The 19,870-nt window shown below is 43.0% G+C and carries 12 protein-coding genes and 3 rRNA genes; all 15 read left to right on the top strand.

Features of this window, described 5'->3' with window-relative positions:
* Positions 1-200 precede the first annotated feature (200 nt).
* Positions 201-1,622, top strand: coding sequence for a carboxyl transferase domain-containing protein (locus WAA20_RS11940; protein ID WP_073387900.1), 1,422 nt, complete (start codon positions 201-203; stop codon positions 1,620-1,622).
* An 11-nt stretch (positions 1,623-1,633) separates the two neighbouring features.
* Positions 1,634-2,014, top strand: coding sequence for an OadG family transporter subunit (locus WAA20_RS11935; protein WP_073387898.1), 381 nt, complete (start codon positions 1,634-1,636; stop codon positions 2,012-2,014).
* A gap of 88 nt (positions 2,015-2,102) precedes the next feature.
* Positions 2,103-2,459, top strand: coding sequence for a biotin/lipoyl-containing protein (locus WAA20_RS11930; protein ID WP_073387897.1), 357 nt, complete (start codon positions 2,103-2,105; stop codon positions 2,457-2,459).
* A gap of 29 nt (positions 2,460-2,488) precedes the next feature.
* Positions 2,489-3,634 (top strand): sodium ion-translocating decarboxylase subunit beta, encoded by a 1,146-nt coding sequence (locus WAA20_RS11925; protein ID WP_073387895.1) that lies wholly within the window; start codon positions 2,489-2,491, stop codon positions 3,632-3,634.
* A 19-nt stretch (positions 3,635-3,653) separates the two neighbouring features.
* On the top strand, positions 3,654-5,066 hold the full coding sequence (locus WAA20_RS11920; protein WP_073387884.1) for an oxaloacetate decarboxylase subunit alpha: 1,413 nt from the start codon (positions 3,654-3,656) through the stop codon (positions 5,064-5,066).
* A gap of 272 nt (positions 5,067-5,338) precedes the next feature.
* Positions 5,339-7,435 carry an alpha-amylase family glycosyl hydrolase gene (locus WAA20_RS11915; protein WP_073388022.1) on the top strand — a complete coding sequence of 699 codons (2,097 nt, stop codon included), beginning with the start codon at positions 5,339-5,341 and terminating at the stop codon, positions 7,433-7,435.
* Between the two features lie 167 nt (positions 7,436-7,602).
* Positions 7,603-8,268, top strand: coding sequence for a hypothetical protein (locus WAA20_RS11910; RefSeq protein ID WP_073387883.1), 666 nt, complete (start codon positions 7,603-7,605; stop codon positions 8,266-8,268).
* 229 nt (positions 8,269-8,497) lie between these two features.
* Positions 8,498-9,172, top strand: a complete 675-nt coding sequence (locus WAA20_RS11905) for a response regulator transcription factor (protein WP_073387882.1) — start codon at positions 8,498-8,500, stop codon at positions 9,170-9,172.
* A gap of 5 nt (positions 9,173-9,177) precedes the next feature.
* Entirely contained in the window at positions 9,178-10,716 is a 1,539-nt protein-coding gene (locus WAA20_RS11900; RefSeq protein ID WP_242951177.1) for a HAMP domain-containing sensor histidine kinase, read from the top strand.
* A gap of 38 nt (positions 10,717-10,754) precedes the next feature.
* A complete protein-coding gene (locus tag WAA20_RS11895) occupies positions 10,755-11,759 on the top strand; it encodes a hypothetical protein (RefSeq protein ID WP_073387880.1) in 1,005 nt (334 codons plus the stop codon).
* Between the two features lie 687 nt (positions 11,760-12,446).
* Positions 12,447-13,991: ribosomal RNA gene (locus tag WAA20_RS11890) — 16S ribosomal RNA — on the top strand.
* A gap of 156 nt (positions 13,992-14,147) precedes the next feature.
* Positions 14,148-14,265, top strand: a 5S ribosomal RNA gene (rrf, locus tag WAA20_RS11885).
* A 331-nt stretch (positions 14,266-14,596) separates the two neighbouring features.
* Positions 14,597-17,511 (top strand): 23S ribosomal RNA (locus WAA20_RS11880).
* The 16S, 23S and 5S rRNA genes sit together here, the layout of an rRNA operon.
* A gap of 363 nt (positions 17,512-17,874) precedes the next feature.
* The gene (locus tag WAA20_RS11875; RefSeq protein ID WP_073385847.1) at positions 17,875-18,780 is read left to right on the top strand and encodes a chemotaxis protein; all 906 of its coding nucleotides are present in this window, start codon (positions 17,875-17,877) and stop codon (positions 18,778-18,780) included.
* Between the two features lie 295 nt (positions 18,781-19,075).
* On the top strand, positions 19,076-19,867 hold the full coding sequence (locus WAA20_RS11870; protein WP_073385849.1) for a hypothetical protein: 792 nt from the start codon (positions 19,076-19,078) through the stop codon (positions 19,865-19,867).
* Positions 19,868-19,870 lie beyond the last annotated feature (3 nt).

Below are 19,870 nucleotides of genomic sequence, written 5' to 3'. Positions count from 1 at the left end.
TATATTTTTAATCCGTATATTTGTAAAAATCACTATAAATTCTGTGTTATTTCCCAATTGTTTATGATACAATATTATTTGTGAAAAGTTTGGCATTATCAAGTTTTAAGACATGTAAGGGGTTTTATTTCACAAAAAGTTCAATATGTTTCAACTTGCGAGTGCTTTAACGTCAACATATATTATACGGAGGTAAGTAAATGAGTAGTACTTCACAGGCGAGTCAAAGAATTAATGCTTTACTCGATGAGAACAGTTTCGTCGAAATTGGTGCTATGGTTACAGCAAGGAGCACTGACTTCGGTCTGAAACAGTCAGAGACTCCATCCGATGGTGTTGTTACGGGATATGGTGTCATTGATGGTAACCTTGTGTATGTATATAGCCAGGATGCAAGTGTATTAGGCGGATCCGTTGGCGAAATGCATGCAAAGAAGATTGCACGTATCTATGATATGGCAGTCAAGATGGGAGCACCTGTAATCGGTCTTATCGATTCAACAGGTATGCGTCTTCAGGAAGCAACTGATGCTCTTGCAGCTTTTGGCGAGATCTACGCTAAAGAAGTTGAGGCTTCAGGAGTTGTTCCTCAGATCACAGCAGTATTCGGTGGCTGTGGCGGCGGTCTGGCACTTGTACCAGCCCTTTCTGATTTTACATTCATGGAGAGCAAGAACGGTAAGCTGTTCGTCAATTCTCCTAACTCCATTAAAGGCAATTACGAAGAGAAGTGTGATACAGCAGCAGCTGATTTCCAGGGCGCTAAGGCTGGAATCGTTGATGTTGCAGGCGATGAAGAGACAATCTACAACGAGATTCGTCAGCTTGTAAGCCTTCTTCCTTCTAATAATGAAGACAGCGACTTCTATGAAGAGTGCGCTGATGATCTTAACAGATCACTTGAGAATTTTGATGGCGCAGTTGCAGATCCTGCACTTGCACTTTCAATTCTTTCAGATAATGGCGTTTTCTTTGAAACCAAGAGAGAATTCGCTAAAGAGATGGTAACAGGATTCATCAAACTTAACGGAGCTACAGTTGGCGTTGTTGCTAACCGCAGCGTATTATTTGATGAAAACGGCAAAGAGAAAGAGAAATTCGAGCCTGTTCTTACAGCAAACGGTTGTGAGAAGGCAGCTGATTTCGTTCGTTTCTGCGATGCTTTTGATCTTCCTGTTGTTACATTCACAAATGTAAAGGGCTTCCTTGCTACAACATGTGAAGAGAAGAGACTTGCCAAGAAAGCAGCAGCACTTGTTTCTGCATTTGGTTCAGCTTCTGTTCCGAAAGTTAATGTTGTTACAGGTAAGGCTCTTGGTAGCGCATTCGTTATCATGAATTCTAAGGCAGATATCAATGTTTGCTGGCCAGATTCCCAGATCGGAACAATGGAAGCAGATATGGCTGCCAAGATCATCGGTGATGGTAAGAGCGCAGAAGAAGTTAATGAGATCGCAGCTGAGTATGCTAAGCTTCAGAACAGCGCTGTAAGTGCTGCAAGAAGAGGCTATGTTGATGAGATCATTGAGCCTGCTGATACAAGAAAGTATGTTATCGGCGCATTAGAGATGCTTTTTACAAAGAGAGAAGCACACCCTGCAAAGAAGCATGTTACTAAATAAGGAGGTAAATGATGGAATTTATCACAAGTTCTTTATCTTATCTTCCTATAGCTCTTGAAGCAACTGGTTTTAAGGTTGATGTTGATGCACTTGCTGATGCGGGTATCAATACACTGCTTGGAATGGGAACTGCATTTGCAGTACTTATTCTTATCAGTCTGATCATTTCTCTTTTCCCTATGATCGGAAAGATCGGTAAGAAACAGCCTGCTCCAGCTCCTGCAAAACCTGCAGCTCCTGAAGTAGTTGAAGAAGAGGATCTTTCTGATGACGAAGAGCTCGTTGCAGTTATCGCAGCAGCTATCGCAGCTTATGAGGGAAGTACTTCAGCATCCGGTGATGGATTCGTTGTTCGCTCTATTAGAAAGAGACGTTCCGGAGCCAGAGCATAACTGATGCCTCACGGCAACACAAGATAAGAATTTACAGGATTCACATAAAATTTCGAAGCCGTTATACATACGGCAGGAAGGGATAAACATGAAAAACTATACTATTACCGTTAATGGCAACGTATATGATGTTACAGTAGAAGAAGGTGCAGGCGGCGCAGCTCCTGCAGCAGCTCCAAAGGCAGCTCCTAAGAAAGCTCCTGCAGCTAAGAAGGCATCAGCTGGTGCTGGTTCAATCAAGGTTGAAGCTGGTGCAGCCGGCAAGGTTGTAAAGGTTAACGCTAACGTTGGACAGGCTGTTAAGAAGGGCGATGCTGTTGTTACTATCGAGTCCATGAAGATGGAGATTCCTATGGTTGCTCCTTCAGACGGAACTGTTGCAAGCATTGACTGCGCAGTAGGTGATTCAGTAGAGGCAGGAGCAGTTCTTGCAACACTTAACTAATAGTTTCGTATTCTACTGGAGGAACAATAATGGAAAAAATCGTTGAAACATTTTCGAATCTATGGGTTGAGACAGCTTTCGAGAAACTTTACTGGGGCAATTATGTCATGATCCTCGTAGCGTTCGTATTTCTTTATTTGGCTATAGCCCATGATTTTGAACCACTGCTTCTTGTTCCAATCGCATTTGGTATGCTTCTTGTTAATATCTATCCTGATATTATGCATGAGATATCAGAAGACGGAAGCGGCGGTGGATTATTCAGGTATTTCTACAAGTTGGATGAATGGTCAATCCTTCCTTCAATCATATTCATGGGTGTAGGTGCCATGACAGACTTTGGTCCGCTTATTGCTAACCCTAAGTCATTCCTGCTTGGTGCAGCAGCACAGTTCGGTATTTTCTCAGCTTACTTTATGGCTATCTTTATGGGATTCTCCGGAACAGAAGCTGCTTCTATCTCCATCATCGGTGGTGCTGATGGTCCTACATCTATCTTCCTTGCTACAAAGCTTGGATGTACAGGCCTTCTTGGACCTATCGCCGTTGCTGCATATTCGTACATGTCACTTGTACCGCTTATTCAGCCTCCGATCATGAAGCTTTTCACAACAAAGAAGGAACGTAAGATCCGCATGCTTCAGCTTCGCCCTGTATCACAGCTTGAGAAGATTCTCTTCCCTATAGTTGTTACAGTTGTTGTCTGCATGATCCTTCCAACAACAGCTCCTCTTATCGGTATGCTTATGCTTGGTAACCTCTTCCGTGAATGTGGTGTTGTACACCAGCTTCAGGAGACAGCTTCCAATGCTCTTATGTACATCGTAGTTATCCTTCTTGGAACATCAGTTGGTGCTACTACAAAAGCTGAAGATTTCCTTAGGCCTCAGACTCTTAAGATCGTAGTTCTCGGACTTATAGCATTCGCTGTAGGTACTGCTGCAGGTGTTCTGTTTGGTAAACTTATGAATCTTTTCAGTGGTGGAAATATCAATCCGCTTATCGGTTCAGCCGGTGTATCAGCCGTTCCTATGGCTGCACGTGTATCTCAGAAGGTTGGTGCAGAAGCAGATCCTTCCAACTTCCTTCTCATGCACGCTATGGGACCTAACGTTGCCGGAGTAATCGGAACAGCAGTTGTTGCCGGTACATTTATGGCGATATTCGGAATCTAATTTTTAAAAGGAGAAAACTATGTCTGATATTGAAAGAAAACCGGTAAAGATCATGGAGACAGTCCTTCGTGACGCTCATCAGTCCCTGATCGCTACAAGAATGCCGATAGAGCAGATGCTCCCTATTGTTGATACAATGGACAAAGTTGGCTATGCCGCAGTAGAGTGCTGGGGCGGCGCTACATTTGATTCATGCCTGCGTTTCCTTAAAGAGGATCCATGGGTAAGACTTCGTAAACTTAAAGAAGGCTTCAAGAATACACCTCTTCAGATGCTTCTTCGTGGTCAGAACCTTCTTGGTTACAGCCACTATGCAGATGATGTAGTTGAGTCATTCGTTGCTAAGTCAATTGAGAACGGTATTGATATCATCCGTATCTTTGACTGTCTCAATGACCTTCGTAACCTTGAGACTTCTGTTAAAGCATGCAAGAAGTATGGCGGAAAAGCTCAGATCGCTCTTTCCTACACACTTGGCGGTGCTTATGATGATGAATACTGGAAGAGAATTGCCGGTGAGATCGAAGCACTTGGTGCTGATTCACTCTGTATCAAGGATATGGCAGGACTTCTTCTTCCTTACGAAGCAGATAAGCTTGTACGTGCTCTTAAGAGCGGTACAAAGATCCCGATCGAGCTTCACACTCACTACACATCTGGTGTAGCCAGCATGACATACATGAAGGCTATTGAAGCTGGTGTTGATATCATCGACTGTGCAATCAGCCCATTTGCTCTTGGTACATCACAGCCTGCTACAGAAGTTATGGTTGAAGCCCTTAAGGGAACACCATACGATACAGGTTATGATCAGAAGATCCTTTCAAAGATCGCTGATCACTTCCGTCCTTACAGAGAAGAGTGCCTTGAGTCAGGACTTATGTCTACTAAGGTTCTTGGTGTTGATATCAAGACTCTTATGTATCAGGTACCTGGTGGAATGCTTTCAAACCTTACTAAGCAGCTCTCTGATCAGGGCAAGCTTGATAAGCTTGAAGATGTTCTTCAGGAAGTACCGAGAGTTCGTAAAGACCTTGGTGAGCCACCGCTTGTTACACCTTCATCACAGATCGTTGGTACTCAGGCCGTTATGAATGTACTTATGGGCGAGAGATATAAGGTTGTTCCTGAACAGACTAAGGACCTTGTAAGAGGTAAGTATGGTCAGACAATCAAGCCTATGGACCCTGAAGTAGTTAAGAAGTGCATCGGCGACGAAGAGCGTATCACATGCCGTCCTGCAGATCTTATCGAGCCTCAGATGGATAAGTTCAGAGAAGAGTGCAAACAGTGGGCTACATGCGATGAGGACGTTCTCTCATATGCATCATTCCCTCAGGTTGCTACAGACTTCTTCAAGTATCGTGAAGCTCAGAAGAGCGGAGTAGACCTTTCTAAGGCAGATACTAAGAACGGAGCATATCCTGCTTGATCTTTAGTTCATAGAAGTACACATATGTACTGTTGAACATGAAAAAGTATAATACACCTCGGATTTCCTAAAGCGGTTTTCCGAGGTGTTTTTTTGTGTTAAACTATAAATGAGATTTTGCGTTTAAAAACGTTTACCAACTATACTTAACAGCACACTAAGGCGGATGTTTTTTTCACCTGTAGACGGAAAGGTTTTTTATGCAAGAGTTCAGAAGACGCAGAGTAGAGAAAAAAGTACTCAGAGAGCATCGCGGTATTGAATTTCGTAAGATGGATCTTAATCGCCAGATGCTTGCACTTGATGAGATCAACGGTTTCAGAATAAGACCCGGTTATTATGAAATGAACGGGGCAACTGTTATCCCTGATGGTGTTAACTTCACATGTTATTCTAAGGGAGCCAAGTCTATTACACTACTTCTGTTTCACAGAGGCGAATCTGCTCCTTACGGAACTATCCCTTTTCCCGAATCCTATAAAATTGGTAAGACCTATTCGATGATCGTATTTGGTCTTGATATAGAGAACATAGAATATGCCTATTCTGTTGACGGCCCATGGGACCCATCAAGAGGACTTCTTTTTGACAAAAAGCATCTCCTCCTTGACCCTTACGCTAAAGCAGTAAGCGGCCAGCGTATATGGGGGCAGAATGACAATAGAAATGGTATATACAGAGCCAGGATCGTTAGAAACAATTTTGAATGGAATGCTACCAAGCAGCTTGAAACTCCAATGGAAGATTCCATCATATATGAGCTTCATGTAAGAGGCTTTACTAAGGATCCATCCTCAGGCGTAAGATATCCCGGAACATTTGAAGGTCTCAAAGAGAAAATTCCATATCTTAAGCACCTTGGAATCACGGCTGTAGAGCTCATGCCCATTTTCGAGTTTGATGAGACTAGAGATAAAAGAGAAGTCAATGGCAGAACACTTCTTGATTACTGGGGATATAACACAGTAAGCTTTTTTGCTCCCAACACGGCCTATGCATCAGTTGGTGAGTACAACTATGAAGGCCTTGAGCTTAAAAATCTTATTAAGGAGTTCAAGGATAACGGAATAGAAGTAATCCTCGATGTAGTATTTAACCATACTGCTGAAGGTAATGAGAACGGACCATTTATTTCTTTCAAAGGATTTGATAATAATATCTATTACATGCTGACACCGGATGGCAAGTACTATAACTTCTCAGGTTGCGGCAATACAGTTAACTGTAATAATCCTCTGGTACAGGAAATGATAGTTAATTGTCTGCGCTACTGGGTTGAGGACTATCGTGTTGACGGATTCCGTTTTGATCTTGCAAGTATCCTTGGAAGAAATGAAGACGGAACTCCTATGGACAGGCCGCCTCTTATTCAGAGACTTGCCTATGACCCGATCCTAGGCAACTGTAAGCTTATCGCAGAAGCGTGGGATGCAGGCGGAATGTACCAGGTAGGAAGCTTCCCTGCATGGAACAGATGGGCAGAGTGGAATGGTAAATACCGCGATGATATCCGCTCTTACTTAAAAGGCGAGTACTGGTCAGCTCCTGAAGCTATTAAGAGAATCACAGGTTCTATGGACCTGTACGGCGGCGAATATGTCGGATATAATTCATCTATTAACTTTCTGACCTGCCACGATGGATTCCCGCTTTATGACCTTTATTCCTACAATGGCAAGCACAATGAAGCCAACGGCTGGAACAACACAGATGGTACAGATGATAACAGAAGCTGGAACTGCGGCGTAGAAGGCGAAACAGATGATCCTGAGATCATCAAGCTTAGATTCCGCATGATGCGTAATGCTATCACGATACTTATGTGTTCCAGAGGAACTCCGATGCTCCTTGCAGGCGATGAGTTCGGCAACACCCAGTTTGGTAATAACAATGCCTATTGTCAGGATAATGAGATTTCATGGCTTAACTGGAATCTCATGAAGAAGAACCACGATTTCTATGATTTTTATAGAAATGCTATACAGTTCAGAAAAAGACATCCTGCCATCAGAAAAGATCTCCAGCCTGCAAAGTGCGGACTTCCTTTCGAAAGCAGTCACGTAGAAGATCCTTACAATGGAAACATTACCAAGGACAGCAGGATGATAGGCATCAGATTTGCCGGCTATTCAAGAGATAAGGGCCACGACGACGTTATATATATCGCTATCAACGTTTTCTGGGAAGACATCCCGATCAAACTTCCCGGACTTCCGGGTGGCGGCTACTGGGCACTTGCAATTAATACCGGCGCTCCTGATGAAAAGTATTTTCATAACAGACCTGTTCCACTTACAGATGATGGCTGGATTCTTAAAGCCAGAAGCGTATGCGTATTTGTAGGTAACTTCCCTACAGATTATTCTTAAAACTTTGGCGGATATTATCTTTGAGGTAATATCCGCTTTTCTTGTAACCGCATCTTGATTTTGAACATATAATAACCGAAATATAAGTGTGATATATATGTTTTTTAAAGTTGACGCTTATATATATTTTTTGGGAATCGGCTGATGTTCGCCTTCAGGAGGCTGTAATGGCAGATGCACGGGATGCGGTTGTACCGGGAAAAAATACTGAGCCTGTCAAAGAAAATAATGTAGAGACTGGAAATTCACTTGAGGTTGGCGGTTTTGTTTTCAGGACCAAAGAAGATGCTGACAAAGCAAGAGTTGATGCCAGAAAGATAGAGTACCTTGAGTCGCACGTTAAGCTCAACAGTCTTGCTAACATCAAAACAGTCTATACTAAATCTATACAAAACAAGGTGTTTGGTACGCCCCTTGGCTGGAGCTTTTTGTCTTTTCTTAGAAGACAGATCATGATTCAGGGCGGTGATACATCAGATCTGCCCACTATTGATCTCAAACATATCTATACTCATACCACATCTCCGGACGACTATGTTCCAAAGGTAGTAGTCAAGGAAGAACCTAAGAAAAAAACAAATGATAAGTTTTTCAAGTATTCTCTTTTCCTGAATATATTCCTTATAATCCTTGTTATTGGTATGTTTATAATAGCTGCCAGCAACAACTCAACAACGGTGCTCAATTATAAAGAGACGATCACGGATGAGTATGAGGCTTGGGAAGAAGAGCTTACTGAGCGCGAAAAAGCAGTAAAAGCAAAAGAAAAAGAGCTTGGCATGGAAGTAAAACCTGATTTCAGAGAAAATACAGAAACAGATGACAAAAACTGATTTCAGATAAAATTCGGGAGCTGAATGTTTTTTCACAAAATAGACATAATATGGGGGTAAGCTAATATATAGAAAGTATATCTTGCTATATTAAGGTAAGTAGAAGAAATTTCTATTAGTGCTTAAGATAAGTGCCATGCAGATTTTGAGATTGAGAATCTACGGATCACTCACATTTTTGATAGTATAAGGAGGCCAGACCGTATAAGAACCGGTTTGAGTAAGGGGAATGGACAGACTTAAAGTTTTAGTAGTAGATGATGAAAGCAGAATGAGAAAGCTTGTCAGTGACTTCCTGACAAAAGCTGGATTTGACGTGATCGAAGCCGGCGATGGAATGGAAGCTGTTGACAAGTTTTTTGCGGATAAAACAATTACTTTGATAATCCTTGATGTCATGATGCCCAAAATGGACGGCTGGGAAGTGTGCCGTGAAATAAGGCAGTACAGCAAGGTTCCGATCATAATGCTTACGGCAAGGTCTGATGAGCGGGATGAACTTCAGGGATTTGAGCTGGGAGTTGATGAGTATATATCAAAGCCTTTCAGCCCTAAGATACTGGTAGCAAGAGTAGAGGCTATATTAAGGCGAAGCCTTCAGACTTCAAATGAAGATGTGATAGAAGAAGGCGGGATCAGGATCGACAGATCGGCTCATATTGTTACGATAGATGGAAAACCTGTGGAGCTGTCATTTAAAGAATTTGAGCTTCTTGCCTATTTTCTTGAAAATAAGGGAATCGCACTTTCGAGGGATAATATTCTTAATAATGTCTGGAATTATGACTACTTTGGCGATGCCAGAACCATTGATACTCATGTAAAGAAGCTAAGATCAAAGCTTGGAGACAAGGGCGACATGATCAAGACCATATGGGGTATGGGATATAAGTTTGAGGCATGAATACTGTGAACAAAGAAAATAATACTAAAAAAATAAAAAGACCGCTGCGCCGCGATTTCATGCTTATTTTTACAGTTCTGCTGGTAGGCATGGTTGGCGGCGTTTTGCTGTTTAATAATACGCTTCTTGAAAAATACTATATCAATAATAAGGTTGAAGCCATTACATCTGCTTACGAGAGTGTTAATGATGCCATGAATTCCGGGGATATTCTCTCAGATTCTTTTAACATAGAACTGATGAGGATCTGCGAGCGTTATAACATAGACGTAATAGTCGCAGACGAAAATTCGAATGTTGTAAAATCGTCATCCCCTGACTATTTTTATCTTCAGCAAAAGCTCTGGGGCAATATGCTTGGCTTTACAGATGATAACGGCAAAACAATTATATTGATAGAAAAAAACAAATACATGCTCCAGATAGATACTGACGAAAGAACAGGAACCGATTACATGGAAATGTTCGGCTTTCTTGATAATGGAAATGTATTTATGATAAGGAGCGCGCTGGAAGGAATAAAGGACAGTGTTCGAATTTCCAATAATTTCATGACCTATGTTGCGTTTGGAATACTGATCATAGGAAGTGTGCTTTCCTATTTTCTTGCAAGAAGGATCACAAAACCGATCAGCAAGCTTACAGAGATATCAAATCAGATGAAGGCGCTGGATTTTGATGCAAAATATACGAGTAAACATAGAAATGAGCTGGACCTTCTTGGAGAAAACATAAACGAACTTTCGGAGACGCTCGAAAAAACGATATCAGAACTTAAAACAGCAAACCTTGAACTTAAAAAAGATATTGAGTCAAAAGAAAAGATAGACAAAATGAGAAGCGAATTTCTTTCCAATGTGTCTCATGAATTAAAGACGCCAATTGCGCTTATCCAGGGATATGCGGAAGGTTTGCAGGATGGAATTGTTGATGATGATCCCGATAGCAGGAAGTACTACTGCGATGTAATAGTGGATGAAGCCGGCAAGATGAATAAGATGGTCAAACAGCTCATGACCCTTAATGAGCTTGAATTTGGCAAAAATACCATCAACATGGAGCGATTTGATATCGTAACGGTTATTCAGAATTATCTGAAATCTGCCGATATATTAGCGAGGCAGAAAAATGTCACTGTGCAGATGCAGGACTTAGGCCCTGTATATGTCTGGGCAGATGAATTTAAGACCTGGGAGGTTTTGCAGAATTATTACAGCAATGCCATCAATCATATAGGCGGAGACCGGATCATTAAGATCTCTCTTACAAAGGGTGACGGCGTAGTGAGGGTATCAGTATTTAATACCGGAGATCCGATACCGGGTGAAAGCCTTGATCATATCTGGGAAAAGTTTTACAAGGTTGATAAAGCAAGGACCAGAGAGTATGGCGGAAGCGGCGTTGGCCTGTCCATAGTAAAAGCCATTATGGATTCGATGGACAGGAAATACGGCGTTATCAATCATGAAGATGGTGTGGAATTCTGGTTTGAACTTGAGACCAGATCCATTGATGAACAGGTACTATCGAATAAAGCTGAATAACACTAAGGATTTTTTCTCACGAAAGCAGGAAGATGCCCATGAAGAAAAAATTATCAAAAATTATTGCGACCATATTGATGCTTACAGTATCCATGATCATGTCTGCGTGCGCTACGGATGATGCTATCCCTATCTCGAAAGAGGAAAACAGGGAGGAATACGATCAGGTGACGACTTATGCAGCAGAACTATTGATGAAGTATTCCTACAACATAGTTGATGATCTGACCTATGTAGCTATCAAGAATTCGGAAAAAGGCGACAAATTTGATGAGAAGAATAGTAGCTCTTCATCAAATGCCTTTGCCGGGATGGCTATAGAGGAAGATACAGATCAAAACATTGATGTAGCAAATAGTGGAAGTGATGATCAGACGCTTACAGATGGTCAAAATACAGATAATGGAAATATCGATGATCAATCCGGAAATGGTGACACCTCTGCAGTAACTGATGATACATCCGGAAATGGAAATTCAAGCGATGAGTCTTTGACGGGTGCATCAGACGATACTTCAGGAACAGATGGAACTGATGTAGAAGGACAGGATAATGGTGGCACAGAAGGACAGAATGAAAATGGGCAGACGCAGCAGGCTTCTTCTCAGGATACGGTAGTAGCAGATGACGAGCTCTCTGATCTTGATTCAGAACTTGGAGGACTTAAGCTTTCATTTAACGGATATTCTGTAATGAATGCTTATCCGAGCATGAATGCGCAGGGCGGTGTTACTGCCAAGGATGGAGAAAAGGTGCTTGTACTTAACTTTGTGCTTAGTAACCCGACTTCATCATCTATTTCGCTCAATATATTGAACAGAAATGCTACTTTCAAAGTTGCTGTTAATGGCAATAATGTTGGATATACCAAGGTAACTATGCTCATGAATGATCTGAGCAGCTATGTTGGAACAGTTTCGGCCGGATCAGAAGAGCAGTTGGTTCTTCTGGTTATAGTACCATCTGCGCAGGCTTCATCTATTAGCAATATAGCAGTTACATTTGATATAAATGGAAAGTCATACACGGTACGGCTTGAATAAGGAATACATTTTTGAATCATAGATTCAAAAATGCAGCAATAGAGCCAATTGAGTTCGACTTCGTCGAAGGCTCTATTGCCAACCGATTCATCGAATCACGAAACACGCAGTAAATGCGCGTTTCTGTAATTTACATTTAAGAAGTCATGATTTATGGTTTGGTAGAAAAAAGGTTTTTCGTATATTAGCAATATATGGAGCCGATCTACAAGCGGCTCCTTTTTTTGAGGCGTTTTGCGGATATAAAACAATCGATAATACGACACATAACAAATGTTAAAATAATTGTTGACGAAGGCCTTGTACTGTCATATAATCAATTTCGCTGTCGCAAAAAAGCGAGCCTAAAAACAAGCGAATATCACTACTGAAGCTGGTTGCAAGATCATCCTCGTATGAATCTGAAGCAAAGCGAATGAATTAAAAAGTAGTTGACAAGCACAGCAAAATGTAGTAAAATAAAATATGTTCCGCTAAAAACGGAATGTACAGCACTTTGACAACTTAACAGTAATGCAACCCTGAAAATTCCAGTTCTTCTTAATAAGAAGGACAGAATGTTCAGAAGAACAAAAACCAAAGTAAATTTTTGATGGTTTAGCCACCATCAAGCTGTCGAGAGATCGACAGAGGAGCAGAATTATTCTGATTAAGTCAGTGTAAGTCTGAACCGGAAAGAACAAACATAAAAGTGAGAGTTCGATCCTGGCTCAGGATGAACGCTGGCGGCGTGCCTAACACATGCAAGTCGAACGGAGTTATTCGCTGATGAAGCTTCGGCAGAATCTTGAATAACTTAGTGGCGGACGGGTGAGTAACGCGTGGGTAACCTGCCTCATACAGGGGGATAGCAGTTGGAAACGACTGATAACACCGCATAAGCGCACAGTGTCGCATGACACAGTGTGAAAATATTTATAGGTATGAGATGGACCCGCGTCTGATTAGCTAGTTGGTGAGGTAACGGCCCACCAAGGCGACGATCAGTAGCCGGCCTGAGAGGGCGGACGGCCACATTGGGACTGAGACACGGCCCAAACTCCTACGGGAGGCAGCAGTGGGGGATATTGCACAATGGGCGAAAGCCTGATGCAGCGACGCCGCGTGAGTGAAGAAGTATTTCGGTATGTAAAGCTCTATCAGCAGGGAAGAAAGACCTCGTAAGAGGGGATGACGGTACCTGAGTAAGAAGCCCCGGCTAACTACGTGCCAGCAGCCGCGGTAATACGTAGGGGGCAAGCGTTATCCGGATTTACTGGGTGTAAAGGGAGCGTAGACGGTGTATCAAGTCTGAAGTGAAACCCCACGGCTCAACCGTGGGCTTGCTTTGGAAACTGGTAGACTAGAGTACTGGAGAGGTAAGCGGAATTCCTGGTGTAGTAGTGAAATGCGTAGATATCAGGAAGAACATCAGTGGCGAAGGCGGCTTACTGGACAGCAACTGACGTTGAGGCTCGAAGGCGTGGGGAGCAAACAGGATTAGATACCCTGGTAGTCCACGCAGTAAACGATGAATACTAGGTGTTGGGAGACATAGTCTTTCAGTGCCGGCGCTAACGCAATAAGTATTCCACCTGGGGAGTACGTTCGCAAGAATGAAACTCAAAGGAATTGACGGGGACCCGCACAAGCGGTGGAGCATGTGGTTTAATTCGAAGCAACGCGAAGAACCTTACCAAATCTTGAGATCCAGATGAATGATGGGTAATGCCATCAGTCCTTCGGGACATCTGAGACAGGTGGTGCATGGTTGTCGTCAGCTCGTGTCGTGAGATGTTGGGTCAAGTCCCGCAACGAGCGCAACCCTTGTCCATAGTAGCCAGCAGTAAGATGGGCACTCTATGGAGACTGCCAGGGATAACCTGGAGGAAGGTGGGGATGACGTCAAATCATCATGCCCCTTATGATTTGGGCCACACACGTGCTACAATGTCGTAACAAAGGGAAGCAACCCTGCGAAGGTGAGCAAATCCCAAAAATAACGACCCAGTTCGGACTGTAGGCTGCAACCCGCCTGCACGAAGCTGGAATCGCTAGTAATCGCAGATCAGAATGCTGCGGTGAATACGTTCCCGGGTCTTGTACACACCGCCCGTCACACCATGGGAGTCGGAAATGCCCAAAGTCAGTGGCCTAACCGTAAGGAGGGAGCTGCCTAAGGCAGGTCGGATAACTGGGGTGAAGTCGTAACAAGGTAGCCGTAGGAGAACCTGCGGCTGGATCACCTCCTTTCTAAGGAAAATAAAGAAGGAAGAAGTAAGGAGTTGCATTACTGTTTAGTTGTTAAAAAGCTAAAAAACGAACAAAAAGCTTTGAAAAAATCGAGCTTGACAGGATAAATACTGAAGAGTAAGATAGCAAAGCACTGAACCTTAACAACAAAACATTTCTGGTGGCGATGCGCTTCGGGGAAACACCCGTTCCCATCTCGAACACGACGGTTAAGACCTTAGCGGCCGAAAGTACTATACTGGTAACGGTATGGGAGGATAGGTGGCTGCCAGATTTATAAAAAAGTTTTAAATAGCGATGAGAGATCAGAACAAAGTTCCGGTTTCTGATGACTGTTTAAAACAGTCTTAGGGTTTTAAATCTTGTATTTAAAACGCATTGTTCCTTGAAAACCGAATACTGAAATATAGATTATATCCAATCATTCCAAATGATTAAGATATGTTCTATGTCCAAACCAAAATCAAGACATCAAAAAGGTGAATTTATTCATCAATTAAAAACCATTTCTAAAGAAATGGGCACTGACTATAACATATCGCTGTGTTATAGATCAGAAGAGAATCCAGAATGATCGAAAGATCAGGACTGATTCCTACGTAACTGGTTAAGTTATGTAGGGCGCAGGGCGGATGCCTTGGCACTAAGAGCCGATGAAAGACGTGATAAGCTGCGAAAAGCTGCGGGGAGAGGCAAATACTTCATGATCCGCAGATATCTGAATGGGGCAACCTAACTAGGAAGTACCTAGTTGACCTTAACTGAATCCATAGGTTAAGGCCGGGAACCCGGTGAACTGAAACATCTAAGTAGCCGGAGGAAGAGAAAACAAAAGTGATTCCGTAAGTAGCGGCGAGCGAACGCGGAAGAGCCCAAACCAGAGAGCTTGCTTTCTGGGGTTCGGACTGTATAATCGATTCAAGTCTGCTAACAGAAAGGTCCTGGAAAGACCTGCCAGAGAACGTGAAAGCCGTGTATGTGAAAGTGGATGAGACGAGACAGTATCCAGAGTAGGACGAGACACGTGAAACCTTGTCTGAATGAGCGGGGACCACCCCGTAAGGCTAAATACTACTTAGTGACCGATAGCGCATAGTACCGTGAGGGAAAGGTGAAAAGGACCCCGGGAGGGGAGTGAAAGAGAACCTGAAACCCTGTGCCTGCAAGCTGCGAAAGCTCTATATACGAGTGATCGCGTACTTTTTGTAGAACGGTCCGGCGAGTTATGTGTACCGGCAAGGTTAAGTATCTAAGATACGTAAGCCGAAGGGAAACCAAGTGTGAATAGTGCGACTAGTCAGTATACATAGACCCGAAACCGGGTGATCTATCCATGGACAGGATGAAGCGGCCGTAAAAGGCTGTGGAGGTCCGAACGCACATCCGTTGAAAAGGGTGGCGATGAGCTGTGGATAGGGGAGAAATTCCAATCGAACTCGGAGATAGCTGGTTCTCCCCGAAATAGCTTTAGGGCTAGCCTTGTAGCGTGCCTGTTGGAGGTAGAGCACTGAATATCCGCGGGGGCTTCACCGCTTACCAAAGATTATCAAACTGCGAATGCCAGTCAGGTTTAGCACAGGAGTCAGACTGCACGAGATAAGTTGGGCAGTCAAAAGGGAAACAGCCCAGATCTACGGCTAAGGTCCCAAAGTACGTGTTAAGTGGAAAAGGATGTGGGATTTCATAGACAGCTAGGATGTTGGCTCAGAAGCAGCCATACATTCAAAGAGTGCGTAATAGCTCACTAGCCGAGAGGTCCTGCGCCGAAAATTACCGGGGCTAAAACACGACACCGAAGCCTAGGGATTGCTTGTATCTACGGGTATAAGTGATCGGTAGGGGAGCATTCATAAGAGCGTTGAAACTGTACCGATAAGGAGCAGCGGAGCGTTATGAAGAGAGAATGCCGGAATGAGTAGCGAGATGAGGGTGAGAATCCCTCAGGCCGAATATCCAAGGATTCCAGGGTAAAGCTGATCTGCCCTGGGGAAGTCGGGGCCTAAGACGAGGCCGAAAGGCGTAGCCGATGGACAGCAGGTTGATATTCCTGCACCAGATATCATCAGAACTGTGGGGACACAGGTAACAGGGACAGCCCGGGAGAGCAGCCCGGGGCAAGCATGGCGCGAGGCCAGGGAGAAATCCCTTGGTAGGATCGTGCTGTGTGATGCGGAGCGAAATAAAGTAGTGAAGTGTCCGGAGGACCTGTCGAGAAAAGCCGCTATAGTGTGATATCTGCCCGTACCGTAAACCGACACAGGTGGATGAGGAGAGAATCCTAAGGCCGACGGAAGAAGCATTGCTAAGGAACTCGGCAAAATGTACCCGTAACTTCGGGATAAGGGTAGCCTTCATGTATGAGTACATGAAGGCCGCAGAGAAGAGGCTCAAGCAACTGTTTAGCAAAAACACAGGTCTATGCGAAACCGAAAGGTGAAGTATATGGGCTGACGCCTGCCCGGTGCTGGAAGGTTAAGAGGAGAGGTTAGAGCAATCGAAGCTTTGAATTTAAGCCCCAGTAAACGGCGGCCGTAACTATAACGGTCCTAAGGTAGCGAAATTCCTTGTCGGGTAAGTTCCGACCCGCACGAAAGGCGTAATGATTTGAGTACTGTCTCGGCAATGCATCCGGTGAAATTGAAGTGCCAGTGAAGATGCTGGCTACCCGCGCCAGGACGGAAAGACCCCATGGAGCTTTACTCCAGCTTGATACTGGGATCCGGTATTGTATGTACAGGATAGGTGGGAGGCTAAGAAGTGATGACGTCAGTTGTCATGGAGCCGCTGTTGGGATACCACCCTTACCGTACTGGATTTCTAACCATGGACCGTGAAACCGGTCCGGGGACAATGTCTGGCGGGGAGTTTGACTGGGGCGGTCGCCTCCGAAAGAGTATCGGAGGCGCTCAAAGGTTCCTTCAGGATGGACGGAAACCATCCGAAGAGTGCAAAGGCATAAGGGAGCCTGACTGTGACACCGACGGGTGGAACAGGTACGAAAGTAGGACTTAGTGATCCGGTGGCAGAACGTGGGATTGCCATCGCTCAACGGATAAAAGCTACCCTGGGGATAACAGGCTTATCACTCCCAAGAGTTCACATCGACGGAGTGGTTTGGCACCTCGATGTCGGCTCATCACATCCTGGGGCTGTAGCAGGTCCCAAGGGTTGGGCTGTTCGCCCATTAAAGTGGTACGCGAGCTGGGTTCAGAACGTCGTGAGACAGTTCGGTCCCTATCCGGCGCGGGCGTAGGATATCTGAGAGGAGCTGTCCTTAGTACGAGAGGACCGGGATGGACGGACCGCTGGTGTATCTGCTGCGAAGGCAATCGCATAAGGCAGGGTAGCCAAGTCTGGCAGGGATAAACGCTGAAGGCATCTAAGCGTGAAGCCCCCTCAAGATGAGATATCCCCACGCAAGTGGTAAGACCCCTTGGAGAGTACGAGGTTGATAGGCACAAGGTGTAAGAGTGGTAACATTCTCAGCTGATGTGTACTAATAGGTCGAGGACTTAACCAATAAGTCAAGAAGTTTGGAAATTCAGTGTTCGGTTTTGAAGGAATGATCAAGGCTCTGTGCGTTGCATGGAGCTTTTTTTGTACTTAAAAATATATGCTTCATGCTTTCACATGAAGTTTTTTCTATAAAATAATATCTAATTTATATATTACTAATAATAGCGTTTCTTTAAGACCTTAAATATAACAGGTCGCGAGGAGCGTTTTTTATTGGTACAAAATATACTACTAATATATTTGCCAATATCATCCGATATCTCTTATGCAATACTGTCAAAAAAATATTTATTTTAAGCCTTAAGTTATGAGATTCTAAACCGATATAATAAGCGAGCCATTATTTATTTCATTGCGAGGTGATAAGATGGAAAGTAAAATTCTGTTGGAAAATGGTACTAATGAGCTGGAGGTTTTGGAATTTAAAATTGATGATCACTGTTATGGAATAAACGTTGCTAAGATAAAAGAAATTATTACTTATCAGGAAGTAACGCCTGTTCCGAATGCACATCCAAGTATCGAAGGCATATTTATGCCACGTGACATGATGATCACCGCAATTGATCTTCGTAACTGTCTTCAGAGAGGAACATCCAAACCGGGCGGTCTTTTCATAGTAACTAATTTCAACAAGCTGGATATAGCATTCCATGTTGATTCCGTTATCGGAATTCACCGTGTATCCTGGGCTGATATCATTAAGCCCAATGCTACTATTTCTACAGCTGAACAAAGTATTTCCACAGGTATCATTAAATTTGAAGATCGTCTTATCATCATCCTTGATTTTGAAAAGATTGTATCTGATATTAATCCTAATACTGGTCTTAATATGGATCAGATCAAGGATATCGGACCTCGTACAAGAACAGATGTACCAATTGTTCTTGCAGAAGACTCACAGCTTCTTAATAAGCTTATCGTAGATGCTCTTAACAAAGCCGGTTATTCAAATGTAAGACATTTTGAAAATGGTAAGCTGGCATATGATTATATTCAGGAGCTTAAAAAGAGAGAGAAGCTTGATCAGGTTAAATGTATCATAACCGATGTTGAGATGCCTATCATGGATGGCCATCGTCTTACAAAGCTTATTAAGACAGATGATGCAACAAAGGATATCCCGCTTATCATCTTCTCATCACTTGTTAATGAAGAAATGAGAAGAAAGGGAGAATCTCTTGGAGCTGACAGGCAGCTGTCAAAGCCTGAGATCGGTAATCTTGTTTCAGTAATCGATGAACTGGTTCGAATTACTGATGCCGAATAATATAAGTATATATGAATAATGACTCCCTTTGCAGGTGCAGGTAGGATAACTACATTGTTATTTGCAAAGGGAGTTTTTAATTTGTATTGATAGTGCTATTAACGGGGAGTATTTCGAACTACAATTTTCACTGAAAGGCTAATAGATTACATTCTATGTACTTAGCTTTTCTAAACATGTATAATAACTTCCTGGAAATATACATAGAAATACATAAGAGTTCTTGATATAGCTCTGTATGTCTTTTTATGTACTAACTACATTCTTATATTAGTAAAAAATATAGAGGTTCAAAATGGATAATATTCTTGCAGCTGCGCTTGGTCAGACTAAAAAGGTTTTAATAGGATTAGGAGAGGAGTGGTCCTATGATTATAAAAATATTACAAATGATATAGCTTATAAAAGCCTGTTAGATCAGGCCAAGGACGGCTATGATTGGCTGATTCCTTTCATTGAGTATCATTACATGATAAATCATGAGGATTCCAGAACAGAAGCTTTTAGAAAGCTCTATGAGCTTATTAAGGATAAAGACTATTACATTGTTTCTACCATATATGATTATAGTAATCCTGATAATCTCTTTAATCCTGACAGGATCGTTTTTCCATGCGGTAATATAGAGCTTCTTCAGCAGAAGCATAATGCAAATGGTGAGCTTATTCTGGCTGCAAATTCGGATGAATTTGCACAGTTAATGGCGCAAATAGATAAAATACTAAAAAATAATGGGAAACTTGCCGAAATAAAAAGAGTAATATACTGCGATGATGAGCTTATATTTAATCAGAAAAGGCGTGAATGGCGTGATGAGCAGTATAACGAGCAGGCGTATCTGCCTAGATGGAGTGATTATCAGAACTGGCTGTCAGGGACTTTGTCGGAAGATCTACTGATTCTGGAACTAGGAGTAGGACTGGAATATCCGGCTGTAATTCGATTCCCTTTTGAAAAGATAGCATATATCAATAATAAAGCTTATATGATTCGTGTTCATGAAAAGTTGTATCAGTTGACTGAGCAGATTAGTAAGAAGGCGGTTTCTATACAAGGAAATTCGATGGATTACATAAAAGAAGCATGAGGA

Source organism: Butyrivibrio fibrisolvens (assembly GCF_037113525.1).
GTDB classification, from domain to species: Bacteria; Bacillota; Clostridia; order Lachnospirales; family Lachnospiraceae; genus Butyrivibrio; species Butyrivibrio fibrisolvens.
The sequence above is the reverse complement of the archived record's forward strand: the minus strand, read 5'-3'. Positions and strand labels throughout refer to the sequence as shown.

What these genes read in the sequence shown, in the direction of transcription:
- WAA20_RS11870 (WP_073385849.1), top strand. Translation starts at nt 19,076, where the DNA reads ATGGATAATATTCTTGCAGCTGCGCTTGGTCAGACTAAAAAGGTTTTA.
- WAA20_RS11905 (WP_073387882.1), top strand. Translation starts at nt 8,498, where the DNA reads ATGGACAGACTTAAAGTTTTAGTAGTAGATGATGAAAGCAGAATGAGA.
- WAA20_RS11910 (WP_073387883.1), top strand. Translation starts at nt 7,603, where the DNA reads ATGGCAGATGCACGGGATGCGGTTGTACCGGGAAAAAATACTGAGCCT.
- WAA20_RS11925 (WP_073387895.1), top strand. Translation starts at nt 2,489, where the DNA reads ATGGAAAAAATCGTTGAAACATTTTCGAATCTATGGGTTGAGACAGCT.
- WAA20_RS11875 (WP_073385847.1), top strand. Translation starts at nt 17,875, where the DNA reads ATGGAAAGTAAAATTCTGTTGGAAAATGGTACTAATGAGCTGGAGGTT.
- WAA20_RS11915 (WP_073388022.1), top strand. Translation starts at nt 5,339, where the DNA reads ATGGATCTTAATCGCCAGATGCTTGCACTTGATGAGATCAACGGTTTC.
- WAA20_RS11930 (WP_073387897.1), top strand. Translation starts at nt 2,103, where the DNA reads ATGAAAAACTATACTATTACCGTTAATGGCAACGTATATGATGTTACA.
- WAA20_RS11895 (WP_073387880.1), top strand. Translation starts at nt 10,755, where the DNA reads ATGAAGAAAAAATTATCAAAAATTATTGCGACCATATTGATGCTTACA.
- WAA20_RS11935 (WP_073387898.1), top strand. Translation starts at nt 1,634, where the DNA reads ATGGAATTTATCACAAGTTCTTTATCTTATCTTCCTATAGCTCTTGAA.
- WAA20_RS11940 (WP_073387900.1), top strand. Translation starts at nt 201, where the DNA reads ATGAGTAGTACTTCACAGGCGAGTCAAAGAATTAATGCTTTACTCGAT.
- WAA20_RS11920 (WP_073387884.1), top strand. Translation starts at nt 3,654, where the DNA reads ATGTCTGATATTGAAAGAAAACCGGTAAAGATCATGGAGACAGTCCTT.